The organism is Pseudarthrobacter sp. RHLT1-30-1, from assembly GCF_059383415.1.
Genome location: NZ_JBWZCG010000022.1, coordinates 1 through 16,338 on the forward strand (window position 1 = coordinate 1; position 16,338 = coordinate 16,338).

The 16,338-nt window shown below is 67.8% G+C and carries 13 protein-coding genes and 1 pseudogene; 4 read left to right on the top strand and 10 right to left on the bottom strand.

Going from position 1 to position 16,338, the window contains the following annotated elements; translation table 11 throughout:
* Positions 1–106 precede the first annotated feature (106 nt).
* Complete coding sequence (gdhA, locus tag AC50YM_RS15085) at positions 107–1,444, bottom strand: NADP-specific glutamate dehydrogenase (RefSeq protein WP_494957769.1); 1,338 nt, start codon at positions 1,442–1,444, stop codon at positions 107–109.
* 219 nt (positions 1,445–1,663) lie between these two features.
* Positions 1,664–2,281, bottom strand: a complete 618-nt coding sequence (locus AC50YM_RS15090) for an ArsR/SmtB family transcription factor (RefSeq protein WP_494957770.1) — start codon at positions 2,279–2,281, stop codon at positions 1,664–1,666.
* 162 nt (positions 2,282–2,443) lie between these two features.
* Here AC50YM_RS15090 and AC50YM_RS15095 point away from each other — a divergent pair, with 162 nt between their 5' ends.
* Positions 2,444–3,025: a hypothetical protein gene (locus AC50YM_RS15095; protein ID WP_494957771.1), complete on the top strand. Its 582-nt coding sequence runs from the start codon at positions 2,444–2,446 to the stop codon at positions 3,023–3,025.
* On the opposite strand, the gene AC50YM_RS15100 is transcribed toward AC50YM_RS15095, so the two are convergent.
* Positions 2,998–4,221, bottom strand: coding sequence for an acetoin utilization protein AcuC (locus tag AC50YM_RS15100; RefSeq protein ID WP_494957772.1), 1,224 nt, complete (start codon positions 4,219–4,221; stop codon positions 2,998–3,000). The genes AC50YM_RS15095 and AC50YM_RS15100 overlap by 28 nt on opposite strands.
* Positions 4,222–4,324: 103 nt before the next feature.
* On the opposite strand from AC50YM_RS15100, the gene AC50YM_RS15105 reads away from it, so the two are divergent.
* A complete protein-coding gene (locus AC50YM_RS15105; protein WP_494957773.1) occupies positions 4,325–5,755 on the top strand; it encodes a TrkH family potassium uptake protein in 1,431 nt (476 codons plus the stop codon).
* Positions 5,756–5,795: 40 nt separating this feature from the next.
* The gene (locus AC50YM_RS15110; protein ID WP_494957839.1) at positions 5,796–6,434 is read left to right on the top strand and encodes a potassium channel family protein; all 639 of its coding nucleotides are present in this window, start codon (positions 5,796–5,798) and stop codon (positions 6,432–6,434) included.
* Between the two features lie 46 nt (positions 6,435–6,480).
* Here AC50YM_RS15110 and proC read toward each other — a convergent pair whose 3' ends face one another.
* From proC to AC50YM_RS15145, 7 genes are all read right to left on the bottom strand, one after another.
* On the bottom strand, positions 6,481–7,314 hold the full coding sequence (proC, locus tag AC50YM_RS15115; protein ID WP_494957774.1) for a pyrroline-5-carboxylate reductase: 834 nt from the start codon (positions 7,312–7,314) through the stop codon (positions 6,481–6,483).
* 203 nt (positions 7,315–7,517) lie between these two features.
* Positions 7,518–8,834: an RNA polymerase sigma factor gene (locus tag AC50YM_RS15120; RefSeq protein ID WP_494957775.1), complete on the bottom strand. Its 1,317-nt coding sequence runs from the start codon at positions 8,832–8,834 to the stop codon at positions 7,518–7,520.
* Between the two features lie 9 nt (positions 8,835–8,843).
* A complete protein-coding gene (locus tag AC50YM_RS15125) occupies positions 8,844–9,185 on the bottom strand; it encodes a YciI family protein (protein ID WP_494957776.1) in 342 nt (113 codons plus the stop codon).
* Positions 9,186–9,358: 173 nt separating this feature from the next.
* Entirely contained in the window at positions 9,359–10,402 is a 1,044-nt protein-coding gene (locus AC50YM_RS15130) for a Ppx/GppA family phosphatase (RefSeq protein WP_494957777.1), read from the bottom strand.
* 213 nt (positions 10,403–10,615) lie between these two features.
* Entirely contained in the window at positions 10,616–11,062 is a 447-nt protein-coding gene (locus AC50YM_RS15135) for an SseB family protein (RefSeq protein ID WP_494957778.1), read from the bottom strand.
* Positions 11,063–11,370: 308 nt separating this feature from the next.
* Positions 11,371–14,097 (bottom strand): type I DNA topoisomerase, encoded by a 2,727-nt coding sequence (gene topA, locus AC50YM_RS15140; protein WP_494957779.1) that lies wholly within the window; start codon positions 14,095–14,097, stop codon positions 11,371–11,373.
* Between the two features lie 180 nt (positions 14,098–14,277).
* Complete coding sequence (locus AC50YM_RS15145) at positions 14,278–15,054, bottom strand: ArsR/SmtB family transcription factor (RefSeq protein ID WP_494957780.1); 777 nt, start codon at positions 15,052–15,054, stop codon at positions 14,278–14,280.
* A gap of 212 nt (positions 15,055–15,266) precedes the next feature.
* Between AC50YM_RS15145 and AC50YM_RS15150 the strand changes: the two are divergent.
* Positions 15,267–16,334, top strand: a pseudogene (locus AC50YM_RS15150) (MFS transporter); the annotation flags it as partial.
* Positions 16,335–16,338 lie beyond the last annotated feature (4 nt).

Sequence of the window (16,338 nt, forward strand, 5' to 3'; positions counted from 1 at the left end):
GGTTGTGGGGGAAGGATCCTCTGGGGGGTTCAGGGAGGAAAGAAAGGGGGTGGAGTGGTTGGCGAAAAACCCTCCCCCCGCTATTGTCCGTGCTGGCCGGGCCTGCCTAGATGAGCCCCTGGGCGAGCATCGCGTCGGCCACCTTGACGAAGCCGCCGATGTTTGCGCCGAGCACGTAGTTGCCCGGGTCGCCGTATTCGTCCGCGGTGGCGGCGCAGCGGTCGTGGATCCCGATCATGATCTCGGTGAGCCGCTCCTCGGTATGCGCGAAGGTCCAGGAGTCGCGGCTCGCGTTCTGCTGCATTTCCAGCGCGGAGGTGGCCACGCCGCCCGCGTTGGCGGCCTTGCCCGGCCCGAACAGGATGCGGGCTTCCTGGAAGACCGCGACGGCGTCGGGGGTCGAGGGCATGTTGGCGCCCTCCCCCACGGCCAGCAGTCCGTTGCGGACCAGCCGGGCGGCGGCGACGCCGTCGAGCTCGTTCTGCGTGGCACACGGCAGCGCGACGGTCGCGTCGATGTCCCAGACCGAGCCGCCCTCCACGTACGAGACGTTGGAGCGCCGGGCCTCGTAGTCCTTGAGCCGTCCGCGCTCGACCTCCTTGATCTGGCGCAGCAGCTCGACGTCGATCCCGGCTTCGTCCACGACGTAGCCGGAGGAATCGGAGCAGGCAACGACCGTGGCGCCGAGTGACTGGGCCTTGGCAATCGCGTTGATGGCGACGTTGCCCGAGCCGGAGACCACCACGCGCTGGCCGTCGAAGGTCCGGCCGCGGGTCTTGAGCATTTCCTCGGTAAAGATCACGGTGCCGTAGCCGGTGGCCTCGGGCCGCACCAGCGAGCCGCCCCAGCTGATGCCCTTACCGGTGAGGACACCGGATTCGTAGCGGTTGGTGATCCGCTTGTACTGCCCGAAGAGGTAGCCGATTTCGCGGCCGCCGACGCCGATGTCCCCGGCCGGGACATCGGTGTACTCGCCGATGTGGCGGTACAGCTCGGTCATAAAGGACTGGCAGAAGCGCATGATCTCGGCGTCCGAACGCCCGCGGGGGTCGAAGTCGGAGCCGCCCTTGCCGCCGCCGATTGGCATGCCGGTGAGGGCATTCTTGAAGATCTGTTCGAAGCCGAGGAACTTCACGATTCCCAGGTTCACCGACGGGTGGAACCGCAGGCCGCCCTTGAACGGGCCCAGGGCCGAGCTGAACTCGACGCGGAAGCCGCGGTTGATCTGGAACGTACCGGAGTCATCGGCCCACGGGACCCGGAAGATGATCTGCCGCTCGGGCTCGCAAAGCCGCTCGAGCACGGCGCCTTCGAGGAACTCCGGGTGGCGGTCGTGCACCGGCCCGAGGCTTTCGAAGACCTCGGTGACTGCCTGGTGGAATTCCCCTTCACCGGGATTCCGTGCCAGCACCGTGTCCCGGATGGCTTCAAGCCGTGCGTCCATTCCAACTCCCTAACCTTGGCGCCCCTCGCGGGGCGCAACAAACAAGCCTATCCATGGTTGCACCGGGCGGTGAGGATTTTCTATTTCGGGCCCCAGCGGCCACCGCGTGTGACAAAAACGGGGTGGTGAGAAACACAGCGCTGCGGGTCCGTTGGCGGCCGCGCTGCCTGCGTTGAACGGTTGGCGGCGGACTGTTTGCGGCCGGCTTTTGGCGGCCGGTTACTTCCGGCGGCCGAACTTCGGCAGGCTGGCCAGAAGGTCAGCGGCCCTGGTGGCGGCGCGGCCGACGGTGCGGCCGATCTGCTGGGGCCTGCTGTCCTCGCCTGCCGTGCCGACCGGCAGGACGACGGCGGGACTGAGCGGGCTGCCGGCGGGCCGTCCGGCGAGTGCCGCGGCTGCTGCACCGGGCGGCGTTGCTGCGGCGGGCGCTGCTGCGGCGGGTGCCGGGGTGGCTGAAGAGGCTTCGGGGACGGAGAGGACGGCGGCCAGGGTGTCCGGGACGGGCTGGGTGTCCGGGACCTGCTGGATCCGGGGCTTCGCGGTCCGCGCCGCGGACGCTTCCGGCGCGGCGGTTCCGCCGACGTCGAACGTCTCCAGCCAGCTGACGATCCCGGCCAGCGGCTTCGGATTCAGTGTGTAGTAGCGCTTCTGGCCCTGGGCGCGCATGCTCACCAGGTCCGCTTCGCGGAGTACCTTCAGGTGCTTGGAAATGGTGGGCTGGCTGGCGGCGAGCTCCTGGACCAGCTCCCCCACTGCTTTGTCCCCCTTGCGGAGGGAGACCAGAATGTCACGCCGGGTTGCCTCAGCAATGACGGCAAATACGTCGTCTGTCACCATGCCCTCCACACTAGCGACATATACGCCGGATGGCATCCACCAATTGCCTGCCCCGCTGCTAGCGCCCGGGCATTGCCCCGGACCGGGCGCGGTGCTACAACGGACGCACCGCCTTCCCGGCAGGTGGGGCCGCAGCCTACCGACGCAGAGGAGTGGACCGCCATGGGTGATTTCTTCCGGAAACAGCTATTCAATATCATCGCCGCCGTGTTCCTGGCCCTGTTCGTGATCGTTTGGGGCAACGTGCTGTTCAAGGTCTGGGTGTTCATCCCGGAGGTGCCGGGTACCGCGCCCGACCTGAACGGCGCGGTCGTCTGCGCCGCCGGTGTGCTCTCCACCTCGCTGAGTTCACTCACCGCCTCCGCCCTCGGCTTCACCATTGCCGAGATGCGCCGGGAGGAACAGGGCGGCGGGCAGGCCGTGGCCGGCACGTTCGACGCCGGCGGGATCACCACGAAGCTGTCGGGCCGGGTCATCGCCGCGCTGCTGGTGTACCTCGTGATCGGGCTGCTGGTGCTCGCCGTGTGGCTCGTCAAAGGCACCGCCTCCACCGACCTGATCGGGGCGTTCTCACTCTCGCTGCTGGGCTGGATCATCGGCGCCGCCGGGGTCGTGTTCCAGACCGAGAACCCCGCCGCGCAACCCGCCGAAGCCGGTCAGCAGTCAAACCAGGCGAACCCGGCGTCCAGCGCTCAGTCGAACCAGGGGTCCAGCGCTCAGTCGAACCAGGGGTCCAGCCCGTAGAGCGGGAAGACTTCCTTGCGGGTGGCCATCACGGTCCGGTCAACGTCGTCGTTCGGGTCGAAGCCGACTTCCCAGGAGCGCCACCAGAGGTCTACGTCGTCGCCCATCATGTGCGGTGCATCGACGCCGTACTTGGCCCCGTACTTTTCCTTTACATAGCTGCGCCAGTCCTCCGGCACCGGGGTGCGGAGGGGAACGGGGCGGCCGGCCGCAATGGCGATCAGGTGGCTCCAGGACCGCGGCACGACGGTGATGACGTTGTAGCCGCCGCCGCCGGTGGAGATCCAGCGGTTGTCGCAGTAGCGGGCCGCAAGGTTGCTGATGGCGGTGGCGGCCTCCCGCTGGCCGTCGACGCTGATGTTCAGGTGCGTGAGCGGGTCCAGCCGGTGCGAGTCACAGCCGTGCTGGCTCACGATGACCTCGGGCTTGAAGGCGCCGACGAGCTGCGGCACGACGGCGTGGAACGCGCGCAGCCAGCCACCGTCGCCGGTGCCGGCCGGCAGGGCCACGTTTACGGCGCTGCCCTCCGCGTTGGGCCCGCCGATCTCATTGGCGTAGCCGGTGCCCGGGAACAGGGTCAGTCCCGTCTCGTGGAGGGAGATCGTGAGCACGCGGGGATCGTTCCAGAAGATGCTCTGGGTTCCGTCGCCGTGGTGGGCGTCGATGTCGATGTAGACCACGCGCTGCAGGCCGCCGTCGAGCAGCCGCTGGATGGCGAGGGCGGCGTCGTTGTAGATGCAGAAGCCGCTCGCGCGTTCGCGGGCCGCGTGATGCATGCCGCCGCCGAAGTTCACCGCCCGGACGGCGCTGCCGTCCAGGATCGCGGCCGCGGCCAGCAGCGAGCCGCCGGCCAGCCGGGCGCTGGCCTCGTGCATGCCGGCGAAGGCCGGGTCATCCTCGGTGCCGAGTCCGCGCTCGAGGTCAGGGGACTCCGGATCCGCGCTGACGCGCCGCACGGCCGCGACGAACTCCGGGCTGTGGACGGTGCTGAGCTCCGCGTCACTGGCGACTTCCGGGGCCGCGACGGTAACGTGCTCCAGATCCAGCAGGCCGAGGCTTCCGGCCAGCCGGGCCGTGAGTTCCATCCGCTCCGGGGCCATCGGGTGGCTGTGGCCGAAGTTGTACGCGGTCATGGCAGGATCCCACACCACCGTCGTCGGCAGTGCGGTCTTTGCGAGCCCCGGCAGGTATGTCATCAATCACAGGCTACCCGAGCGTGGGGCTCCGTTCCCCCGTCATTGCGCGGGGTTTAGTGGTTTACTACTGAAGGAAGAAGTTTCAAGCGAGGATAAGCGACACATGACGCAGAGCCAGTCGAGGTCCCAGAGCCCGGCCAACTGGCACCCCGGCGCTCCGGAGCGGGAAGGCCTGTGGATTTTCACACGCCTCCGCGACTTCATCGACAACATCGCCAACACGACGCCGGCCCGGCTCGCGCTGTCCGCGTTCGGCATGGTGATCCTGGTCTTCACCTTCTTGCTGTCCCTGCCGGTCTCCTCTGCCACCGGTGATTTCACGCCGCTGCACCAGGCAATGTTCACCGCGGTGTCCGCCGTCTGCGTGACCGGCCTGACCGTGGTGTCAACAGCGGTGCACTGGTCCTTCTTCGGCCAGCTCATCATCCTGATCGGCATTTTCGTCGGCGGCCTGGGCACCCTGACGCTGGCCTCGCTGCTGGCCCTCATGGTCAGCAAGAAGCTGGGTGTCCGCGGCAAACTGATCGCCCAGGAGGCCATGAACGCCGGCCGCCTCGGCGAGGTGGGCACCCTGCTGCGGATCGTCATCGTCACCTCGGTTGTGATCGAGGCCGCGCTGGCGGTTGTCCTGATCCCGCGGTTCCTGACGCTGGGCGAAAGCTTCGGCCAGTCAGTCTGGCACGGGGTGTTCTACTCGATTTCGGCGTTCAACAACGCCGGCTTCACCCCGCACTCGGACGGGATTGTGCCCTATGAGACGGACTTGTGGATCCTGGTCCCGCTGATGGTCGGCGTCTTCCTCGGCAGCCTGGGTTTCCCGGTGGTGATGGTGCTGCAGCAGAACGGGCTGAACTGGAAGAAATGGAACCTGCACACCAAGCTGACCATCCAGGTCTCCCTGATCCTGCTGGTCGGCGGCACGCTGCTGTGGGGGCTGATGGAATGGGAGAACCTGAGGACCATCGGCGGCATGAACGTGGCGGACAAGGTCATCCATTCGATGTTTGCGTCGGTGATGACCCGTTCCGGCGGCTTCAACCTGGTGGACCAGAACCAGATGGATTCCACCACGATGCTCCTGACCGACGCCCTGATGTTCGCCGGCGGCGGCTCGGCGTCGACCGCGGGCGGCATCAAGGTGACCACCATCGCGGTGATGTTCCTGGCGATCCTGGCCGAGGCCCGCGGCGACTCCGATGTAAAGGTGTACGGCCGGACCATCCCGGAGGGAACCATGCGGGTGGCCATCTCGGTCATCGTCGCCGGCGCCACACTGGTCGCCGTGTCGGCGATGCTGCTGCTTCACATCAGCGGCGCGTCCCTGGACCGGGTGCTCTTTGAGACCATTTCGGCCTTCGCCACGGTGGGCCTCAGCACGAACCTCAGCGCCGAGCTCCCGCCGTCGGGCGTCTACGTCCTCACCGTCCTGATGTTCGCCGGTCGCGTCGGGACCGTCACCCTTGCCGCCGCCCTGGCCCTGCGCCAGCGCAGCCAGCTGTACCACTACCCGGAAGAGAGACCGATCATTGGCTAGTTCCTCAAACGCCGTCAACCGCCCCGCCCACAACGCACCCGTGCTGGTGATCGGGCTGGGCCGCTTCGGCGCTTCCACCGCTGAACAGCTGGTCAAGCAGGGCCGCGAGGTGCTGGCCATCGAACGCGACCGCAGCCTGGTGCAGAAGTGGTCGGGCGTCCTGACGCACGTCGTCGAGGCCGACGCCACCAACATCGACGCCCTCCGCCAGCTCGGCGCGCAGGAGTTCAGCTCCGCCGTCGTGGGGGTGGGCACCTCGATCGAATCCTCGGTGCTGATCACCGTGAACCTGGTGGACCTCGGCATCGAGCACCTCTGGGTCAAGGCGATCACGCCCTCGCACGGCAAGATCCTGACCCGGATCGGCGCCAACCACGTGATCTACCCGGAGGCCGACGCCGGTGTCCGGGCCGCGCACCTGGTCTCCGGCCGGATGCTGGACTTCATCGAGTTCGACGACGACTTCGCGATCGTGAAGATGTACCCGCCGCGCGAAACCGTGGGCTTCACGCTGGACGAATCCAAGGTCCGGTCCAAGTACGGCGTCACGATTGTAGGCGTGAAGTCCCCGGGCGAGGACTTCACCTACGCCCGCCCGGAGACGAAGGTTTCCGCACGGGACATGCTCATTGTTTCCGGGCACGTAGACCTGCTGGAGCGGTTCGCCGCCCGGCCGTAACGGCCGGTGCGGGGGCTCCGGGCGTCAGGCCAGCGGCGTCCGGGCGTCAGGCCAGCTGCTGGGTGATCTCCGCGGCCCGGGCGGAGGCGGCGCGGGCGCCCTCGGCAATGATCGCGGGCAGGCCGCCGGCGTCGAAGCTGGCGATCGCGCGTTCGGTCGTGCCGTTGGGGCTGCTGACTCCCTTGCGCAGCGCCTCCGCATCCGCGCCCGGCTCAGCGAGCATATAGCCGGCTCCGGCCACGGTTTCACGGGCGATCATCAGCGAGAGGTCGCGGTCCAGTCCCAGCTCGACGCCGGCGTTCGCCATCGCTTCGGCCAGATAGAACACGTACGCCGGACCCGAGCCGCTGATCGCCGACAGCGCGTCCACCTGCTCTTCGGGGATTTCGACAACGGTGCCCGCGGCGGCCAGCAGATCCTTGGCCCGCTGAAGCTGCTCCGGGGTGCAGTGCGTGCCCGGCGACACGGACACGACGCCGCGGCCCAGCCGCGCCGGGGTGTTGGGCATGCTCCGGATCACCGGCTGGCCGGCCGGCAGTGCCGCTTCGAGCTGCTCGAGGGACACGGCGGCCGCGACGCTGATGACGATGGTGTCCGGAGCCAGCGAACCACCGATTTCCCGGGCGAGCTCAGCGGTGCCAATGGGCTTCACACCCAGGATCACGACGCCTGCGCCGGTGGCCGCCTGCTTGTTGTTCTCCGGCTCTTCCTCGCCGGCAATGGCGGTGATGCCCTGATGCCGTTTGGCGAGTTCGTCGGCCCGTTCGGCGCGGCGGACCGTGGCGACAATGTCCGCCGGGTCAGCGCCGCCGGCGATCAGGCCGGTCATGATGGCCTCGTTCATTGACCCACAGCCCAGGAATGCGATTCGGTTGCTCATGCCCCCATCATTGCAGTCCGGCCCGATTCACAGCCAGCTCACATCCCGGGGTCAGGGTCTTAACAAACTCCCCGCGTAACTTAGTAGTTACCCCATTGAGGGTGCGAGTGATGCGGCAGGCATGCGGATGTCTGCCCGGCACCGGTGGTCTGCAGCGGGTTTTCCCCCATTTTCCCGCAGCAGACGGCCGGTGCCTTTCGACGTTAAGCGGTATCTCCGGTTCCGGGAGCCGCCACGTCAAGGAGGCGGGCTTCCAGAAATCTCCGGTCGGCCGCGTTTCGGGCCAGGTTCAGGGCGGAGGCGTATGCTCCCGCGGCCTCATCGGCGCGGCCCAGCCGGACGAGGAAATCCGCGCGGACGGCGTGGAACAGGTGGTAGCCCTCCAGCTCGAGCGCGTCGGCGAGGCGCAGCGCGACTTCCGGACCTTCGAGCTCGGCCACTGCCACGGTCCGGTTGAGCGCCACGACCGGCCCCGGCGCGACCTCAAGGAGCTGATCGTAGAGCCGGAGGATCTGCCGCCAGTCCGTTGCCGCGGCCTCGGGAGCGACGCTGTGGACAACGCTGATCGAGGCCTGCAACTGGTAGGGCCCGGGCTGGTTCCGCCGCAAACATTGTCGGACCAGTGCCTGGCCCTCCGCGATCAGGGTTCGGTCCCACCGGGTCCGGTCCTGATCCGCCAGCAGCACCAGACCTCCCTCGGCTTCCCGCGCGGTGCGCCGCGATTCGGTCAGCAGCATCAGGGCCAGCAGGCCCGTCACCTCGGGTTCGTCCGGCATCAGCGCCGCCAGCAGGCGGCCCAGCCTGATCGCCTCCCGGCAAAGGTCCTCCCGGATCAGCGGCCCGCCGAAACTGGAACTGTAGCCCTCGTTGAAGATGAGATACACCACCGCGAGCACCGCCGGCAGCCGCGCGGGACGTTCCGCGCCCTGCGGCACCCGGTAAGGAATCCGGGCATCCCTGATCTTCACTTTGGCCCGGACCAGGCGCTGCGCCATGGTGGATTCCGGGACCAGGAAAGCATGGGCGATTTCCGCCGTCGTGAGTCCGCCTAGCAGCCGGAGCGTCAGGGCCACCTGCGCGTTGGTGGCCAGGGCCGGGTGGCAGCAGGTGAAAATTAGCCGCAGCCGGTCATCGTCCACGGTGCCCTCCCTTGAGAGTTCGGCGACCACGTGCTCCTCGGGCGTCCGCGGGTCCGCGGAACGGGCCGCGTGCAGCTGCGCCGCGCCGCGCTGTTTGTCCTCGCGTCCGGCTTCCCGGCGCAGACGGTCGACCGCACGGTTCCGCGCCGTGGTGATGATCCACGCCGCCGGGCTGCGCAGGACGCCGCCGGACGGCCAGTGCTGGACCGCGAGGGTGAAAGCATCCTGGACGGCGTCCTCGGCGGCGTCGATGTCCCCCAGCACGCGGGTCAGCACGGCAACGGCACGCCCGTATTCCTCCCGGAAGACACGGGCAATGTCCGGCACCGGTGTCCCAGTGGGTTCCGGCACCGGTCCGGTGGACGCTGCTTCACCCGCCATTCTGGGTGCCTAGTGCTGGATCGGGCGGACTTCGATGGGTAGCGTCGTCGCGCGGGCGAGCTTGCCGGCCCAGCCGAGTGCGGCGTCGAGGTCCTCCGCCTCGATGACGGTGAACCCGCCGAGGTGCTCCTTGGCTTCGGCGAAGGGACCGTCCGTGATGAGCAGCTCAGTGCCCTGCGGCCGGACGACAGTGGCTGTTTCGGTGGGATGGAGACCGGCGCCAAAAACCCAGGCGCCGGCGTCCTGCATTTCACGGTTAAGGGCGTCGACGTCCCGCATGATGGGCTCAAGAAAGTCCGCGGCCGGGGCGGGGCCGACGGGCTGGTAAACGTTGAGCAGGTACTGTGCCATGGTGCTGTCCTCCTTGACGAAGCGGCCGGCTTTCTGCCGGCCTCTCACCTATTAGACGAACGGCCTGCGTCCGGATCGACATCCGACAGCGCGACATCCGGTCTGCCTGACTCGGGCCTGCGCGAAATCCGGCCTGCCTGACTTGGGCCTGCGCCACGTCAAAATCCGCGGAGTCACCGGACGTCGGACGGCCGTGCCATTGCATCCTCGGGCGCCTTGGCGTCGAGTGACGGCCGCTGGACGGGGCGGTCGTTCCGGGTCACGTGTGGTGCTGGCTGCAGCGGACCCTCGAAGACCAGCTGATCCAGCCGGCGGAGGATCAGGCCTTCGCGAAGGGCCCAAGGGCAGATTTCCAGGCTCGAAAACTCGAACATTTCGAGAGCGGCTTCGGCCACCAGCGCCCCTGCCAACAGCTGGGGGGCACGGGCCTCGGAGACTCCGGGAAGGTTCAGCCGGTCCTTGACCTCCATGGCAGAAATACGCTGCGCCCAGAGACCAAGGTCCGTGGCGAACAGCTCACGCTTGACGTAGGGGCCTGCGGCGCTGGGCGCGGCGCCGGCGATGCGCGCCAGCGAACGGAAGGTCTTGGAGGTGCCCGCCACGTGGTTCGCCCTGCCAAGCTTCGCGAAGTCGCGTACGACCGGTTTGAGCGTGGCCCTGATGTAGCGGCGAAGGTCCTTGACGCTCTTGGCCGAGGGCGGGTCGTCCTGGAGCCAGTCCCGGGTCAGCCGGCTCGCACCCAGCGGGACGGAGGTCGCGAGTTCGGGGAGTTCGTCTTCACCGTAGGCCATTTCAAAGGACCCGCCGCCGATATCCAGGTTCAGCATGGGTCCGGCGCCCCAGCCATACCAGCGGCGGACGGCGAAGAACGTCATCGAGGATTCCTCGCTGCCGGTCAGCTCCTGCAAAGTTACGGTGGTCTCGTGCTTGACGCGGGCCAGTACGGCAGCCCCATTGGTAGCCTCGCGGATCGCGGACGTACAGAACGCCAGCAGGTCTTCGGCCTTGTGCTTGGCCGCGAATTCCCACGCCTCGAGGACGAACTCGATCAGCTCATGCTGCCCGGCGTCATTGATGCTGCCGTCGCTCTCAAGGAACTGCACCAGGGACAGCGGGCGCTTGTGTGAGGCGAAAGGCACCGGGCGCGCACCCGCGTGGGCATCCACCAGCAGGAGATGGACAGTGTTTGATCCGATATCGAGGACGCCAAGACGCATAGGGCCATTATCCCCCCGGGGACCAAACCCGCCTTACGCACCGGTCGCCTGACACGATCGTCACGGCCGGCGGGCCGGCTGGCCGGCGGGGCGGCGGGCCGGCCGGCCGGAGGTACCGGGATCAGGGTCGGGTCTCAGGTCCCAGGCCCCGGGCCTGGGTTACCAGGGTCCGGGCCTGGGCCTGTGTTACCCGTGCTGAGTTTAGGGTCAGCCTTAGGGCTGGGCGTCCTCGTCCTCGTTCTCGTTCTCGTCGGTGGGCTTGAAGTCGCGGCGGATGTTCGCCACGCCCTCCGGATCGATCTCGAAGCCAAAGGCTGCACCGGGGTTGATGACCATGCCGAGGTCGTCGCCGAGGTTGCCGAGGATCGCGGCGCCCTGAGTGCCGAGCACGTTGGGCGCTGCGGCCAGGTACTGCTCCGTGGCACGGTTCGGGTGGGAGAACACGGCCAGGACCGGCTTGCCGGAGGAGTTCGCCAGCACCAGCGGCTCAACCTGGGAATCGGCACCTTCGAGGACATCGGCGCTCACGATGTACACCTCGTTGTTGAGGAAGGCGAGGATAACGTCAACGGGGTTGGCGTCCGGGTCTTCCCCGCGGGCAAGCTTCTCTTCAAGGTCGTTCAGCGGCTGGAGGTCCAAGTGCTCGGGCTGTTCAGTCATGTTCCTACTCGATCACGTTGGGCCCGGGTCCGCAAACGCGAAATCGCGGGAAACCTGCGAATCCGCCCCGGAACTTACGGCGAACCCAGCAGTGCTCCCGCGATTTCGGCGCGGCTGAGCCCCCTCGTGACCGCGAACCAGCACGTATCCGGCGACTTCGGCGCGGCTGAGCCACCTCGTGACCGCGAACCAGCACGTTTCCGGCGACTCCGGCGCGGCTGAGCCACCTCGTGACCGCGAACCCGCACGTATCCCGCGATTTCGGCGCGGCTGAGCCACCTCGAGCCGCCCACCCCGGCGCGGCTGAGCTACTTCTTGGCGGTGGCCTTGCGGGCCGGGGCCTTGCGCGCCGTCGTCGTGCGCTTGACCGGGCCCTTGGCGCGCTTCTCCGCGAGGAGTTCGACGGCCTGTTCCCGGGTGAGCTCCTCCAGCGCGGTGGAGCGCGGGACGGTGATGTTGGTGACGCCGTCGGTGATGTACGGGCCGAAGCGGCCCTCCTTCACCACGATGTTCTTCTCCGACACCGGATCCGGGCCGAACTCCGCCAGCGGCGGGACGGCGGCGCGGGCGCCGCGCTGCTTCGGCTGGGAGTAGATCTCCAGCGCCTGCTCCAGCGTGATCGTGAAGATTTCCTCCTCCGAACCGATGGACCGGGAATCCGTGCCCTTTTTCAGGTACGGGCCGAAGCGGCCGTTCTGCACGGTGATCGGGTTGTTTTCGGCGTCCTGGCCGAGCACCCGGGGCAGGCTCATAAGCTGCAGGGCCTCGTCCAGGGTGATGGTGTCCACGCTCATCGAGGCGAACAGTGACCCGGTGCGGGGCTTGGCCTTCACAGGCTTCTTCGCCGGTTTGGGCTTGCCGTTTTTGTAGTACTCCACCGGCTGGTTGGCAAGCTGCTCCTCGGTCATCTCCGGAATGACCTCGGTAACATAGGCGCCGTAGCGGCCGTTCTTGGCCACCACGGTGTGCCCGGTGTGCGGGTCCGCGCCAAGAACGCGCTCTTCGGGGGCAGCGGTTTCCATCAGCTCGACGGCCTTGGCGGCGGTGAGCTCGTCCGGCGCCAGGTCCTCCGGGACGTTGGCGCGCGCGGCCTCAACCACTTCGCCGGTCTTCGGATCGACCGTCGCGACGGAGCTTTCCAGGTACGGGCCGAACTTCCCGACCCGCAGCGTGATCTCATCCGTGATCGGGATGGAGTTGATTTCCCGGGCGTCGATCTCGCCGAGGTTGTTGACAATGCTCAGCAGGCCGGGCTCGGAATCCTCACCGAAGTAGAAGTGCTTGAGCCAGGCCGGCCCCTGGGCCTGGCCGTTGGCGATCTTGTCGAGGTCGGTCTCCATGTCGGCCGTGAACTCGTAGTCCACGTAGTCGTGGAAGTGCTGCTCCAACAGGCGGATCACGGAGAACGCGATCCAGCTCGGGACCAGCGCGGAGCCCTGCTTCCGGACGTAGCCGCGGTCCTGGATCGTGGAGATGGTGGAGGCGTAGGTGGACGGGCGGCCGATGCCCTTCTTTTCCAGCTCGGCGGTCAGCGATGCTTCGGTGAAGCGCGGCGGCGGGGACGTCTCGTGCCCGACGGCGGCGATCTCCGACGCGGTCAGCGCGTCGTCCTTGGCCACGTTGGGCAGCCGGCGGGCTTCGTCGGACTCGTCGTCGCCGCGGCTTTCGTCCTTGCCTTCTTCGTAGGCGGCGAGGAAGCCGGGGAAGGTGATGACCGTGCCGGAGGCCGAGAACTCGGCGTCGCGTCCGTCCGCTGCGACCGCACCGAGGCGGATCGTTGCGGTGGAGCCCTTGGCATCGGCCATCTGCGAGGCGACGGTGCGCTTCCAGATCAGCTCGTAGAGGCGGAACTCGTCGCCGGACAGCAGCTTGGCCACCTGGGCGGGGGTACGGAAGGAGTCGCCGGCGGGACGGATGGCCTCGTGGGCCTCCTGCGCGTTGGCGGCCTTCCCGCTGTAGACGCGCGGGGACGCCGGGATGTATTCCGGACCGTACAGCTCGGAGGCCTGGCGCCGAGCCGCCGTGAGGGCCTCGTTGCTCAGCGCGGAGGAGTCGGTACGCATGTAGGTGATGTAGCCGTTTTCGTACAGCCGCTGGGCCACCTGCATGGTGCTCTTGGAGGAGAAGCGCAGCTTGCGGCCGGCCTCCTGCTGGAGCGTCGAGGTGGTGAACGGGGCGGCCGGGCGGCGGGTGTACGGCTTGGTGTCGACGGAGCGGACGCGGAAATCGGCGTCCTGCAGCCCGGCGGCAAGGGAGGTGGCGCGTTCCTCATTGAGGTGCACGGCGTTGCGGGAGGTGAGCTCGCCACTGTCGTTGAAGTCCCGGCCGCTGGCGACCTTGGCGCCGTCGACCATCGCGAGTTTGGCCTTGAAGGAGCCGGAACCTGCGCCGAACTGGCCGGTCAGGTCCCAGTAGGAGGCCGCTTTGAAGGCCATCCGCTCACGCTCGCGGTCCACGACCATGCGGGTCACCACGGACTGCACGCGGCCGGCGGAGAGGCCGCGGGCCACCTTGCGCCACAGCACCGGGGAGATCTCGTAGCCGTAGAGGCGGTCCAGCACTCGGCGGGTTTCCTGCGCGTCCACCAGGTCCTGGTCGACGTCACGCAGGTTGTCCATAGCGCGGTGAATGGCTTCCTTGGTGATTTCACCGAAGGTCATCCGGTAGACCGGCACCTTGGGCTTGAGCACTTCGAGAAGGTGCCACGCGATGGCCTCGCCCTCGCGGTCCCCATCGGTTGCGAGATAGAGAGCGTCAGCGTCTTTGAGTTGCGCCTTGAGTTCGGCGACCTTTTTCTTCTTGTCCGGGGACACCACGTAGTACGGCTTGAAGTCGTTATCAATGTCGACGGCGAACTTGCCCACCGAGGTCTTCTTCAGTTCCGCCGGCAGTTCCGAGGGCTGCGGGAGGTCCCGGATGTGACCAATGGAGGCCTCAACAATGAAGCCCTCGCCGAGGTACTTGGCGATGGTCTTGCTCTTGGCGGGAGACTCCACAATCACGAGTTTCTTACCGGTTTTGGCCTTACTTGGCACGGTGCTCCTACAGAAAAAGGTTGCTCGGGCAGATGCGCCCATACCCGCCTAGTTCACCATATTTTGCGGATTACCGCGCATTCAGCCTGAAAAGACGGGGTCCCGGACGCGACTTCCGGGCGTAAAGAACCGTCTGCGCCGCACGCTCTCGCCCGGCGCCGGCGCGCGGCCCGGAGCTTGTCAGACGGGGCCGGGACCTGGGGCGGCCGGGGACCGCCCGGGCGTCGCCGGGGACTGTCCGGAGCCCGCCGGGGACCGCCCGGGCGTCGCCGGGGACTGTCCGGAGCCCGCCGGGGACTGCCCGGGCGTCGCCGGGGACTGTCCGCGGTCATCCGGAATCATCGACCACATGGTCGCCATCCGCTCCGCACCCTCGGGGACGTGGTCCGGATCCTCCAGTTCGTAGTCCCGCAATAGTTCAAAGAGCCTGCTATTCAGCTCCGTACGCTGCTCCGGCGTCAAATAGAGCAGGTTGCTGGCCAGCACGACGGACGAGGAGGGCCCGTCCACGGTTTCGCCGCGCTGGCGCAGCTCGTCCCGGGTCTTGGCGTAGGCACTGACACGCCGGCGGTAGGCATCAAGTTCGAGATCCAGCACGGCGAACTCCGGACTTGCCACGCCGCCGCCGGAGTTGATCGTGAAGTCCGTTCCCGCCGCTTTCCAGCGGCGCTCCCTGGCGTCGCCCGCGGTGGCCGCCGGGACCACAATGCCCCATTTCTGCAGGGCGCGCAGGTGGTAGCTCATGGCGCTCGGCGTGAGGCCGGTCTGTGCGGCGAGTTCGGTGGCCGTCCGGCTGACCTGGGTCGAATACAGTTCGGAAATGACTTCCAGCCGGGCGGCGTGGGCCAGCGCCCGGATCGCCTTCGGGTCGGTGATTTCCACTTTCTTTTCCGCGCGCTGCCGACGCCTGGCCGCCGGAGGCACCGGTGGCTCCGCCGCTGGGGTTCCTGTACTCACCCTTCAAGTCTACCGAGCACCGCCAAACTATGAAAGGAATGCTTGACACCTAATTCCCGGCGCGATAGTTTGCTCTCATGAAACAGGTATTTCATGACGCTCCGGGCGGATCCGTGGCCGCGCTGCCGCTCTGGCGCAACCACGATTTCCTGCTCGCCAGCGGCTCCCGCTTCGTTGCCACGGCAGGCATGGGCGCCGTCATCATCAGCGTTATGTTGCACCTGCAGAATCTTGCCGCCGCCGGCCAGACCCCAGTTGCAGGGCCCTGGCTCGTGGCGGCCTATCTGCTCTGCTCGGCACTCCCCCTGGTGCTGCTGGCCCCGTGGGCCGGCCGGCTGGCGGACACAAGGGATTCGCGGACGCTCGCGACGGCGTCGTCCGTGGTCAGTGCCGTGGCCGTCGGCGGCATGGGCCTGGGAATGCAGTATCTGGAAAACTACCTGCCGGTGCTGTTTGCCATGACCTTCCTGCTCGACACAGCGCAGGCCGTGGCCGGACCGACCTGGCAGGCCCTGCTGCCCAGGATTGTGGGCGAGGAGCGGACCCCGCGCGCGCTGGGCACGATGCAGGCAACGATTATGATCGCCGGCATGGTGGGACCGGCGGCGGGAGGGCTACTCAGCGGCTGGGGCGGATCCGGCCTGGTTTTTGCCGTGGCCAGCGGCTGCTACCTCGCGATGGCCGCGGGCGCCATGCTGATCCGGACCCGGCGCGGGACGGCGGCCGAACGGGCCGGCATGGAACGGCCCGCCCTGCTTGACGGACTCCGCCACCTCCGGCGGGACGGCCTGGTCTGGGCGCTGGTCATCGGCGCGCTGTTCTTCATCACCGTCGGCGAGGCGACGAACGTCCTTGAGGTTTTCCTGGCCCGCGACGAGCTCGGCGCCACCGAAATGCAGTACGGGCTGCTCGCCGCGTCGTTTGGTCTGGGGATGGCTTCCGGTGCGGCGCTGGCCAGCCGGATCACGACCCCGCAGGCCCGGCTGCGCGTGCTGCTGGTCTCGATGGCCCTGACATCGGCTTTTCTGGGAATCATGGCGCAGGTGCCGAACATGGAACTGCTGTTCGTGGCCTATACCGCAATGGGAGCCTCCTGCGGGGCGCTGAACGCCTGCTTCGGGGCGATAGTAATCCTGCGGATCCCGGAAAGCGGCCGGGGCCAGGCGATGGCGATCATCGGCGGCCTGACCCGGGCGGTGACCATCGGTGCCCTGGCGCTGGGCGGGCTGCTCGGCGCCCTGCTCCCCATCCGGGTCAGCTTCCTGGTGGCGGGAGCGGCCGGGG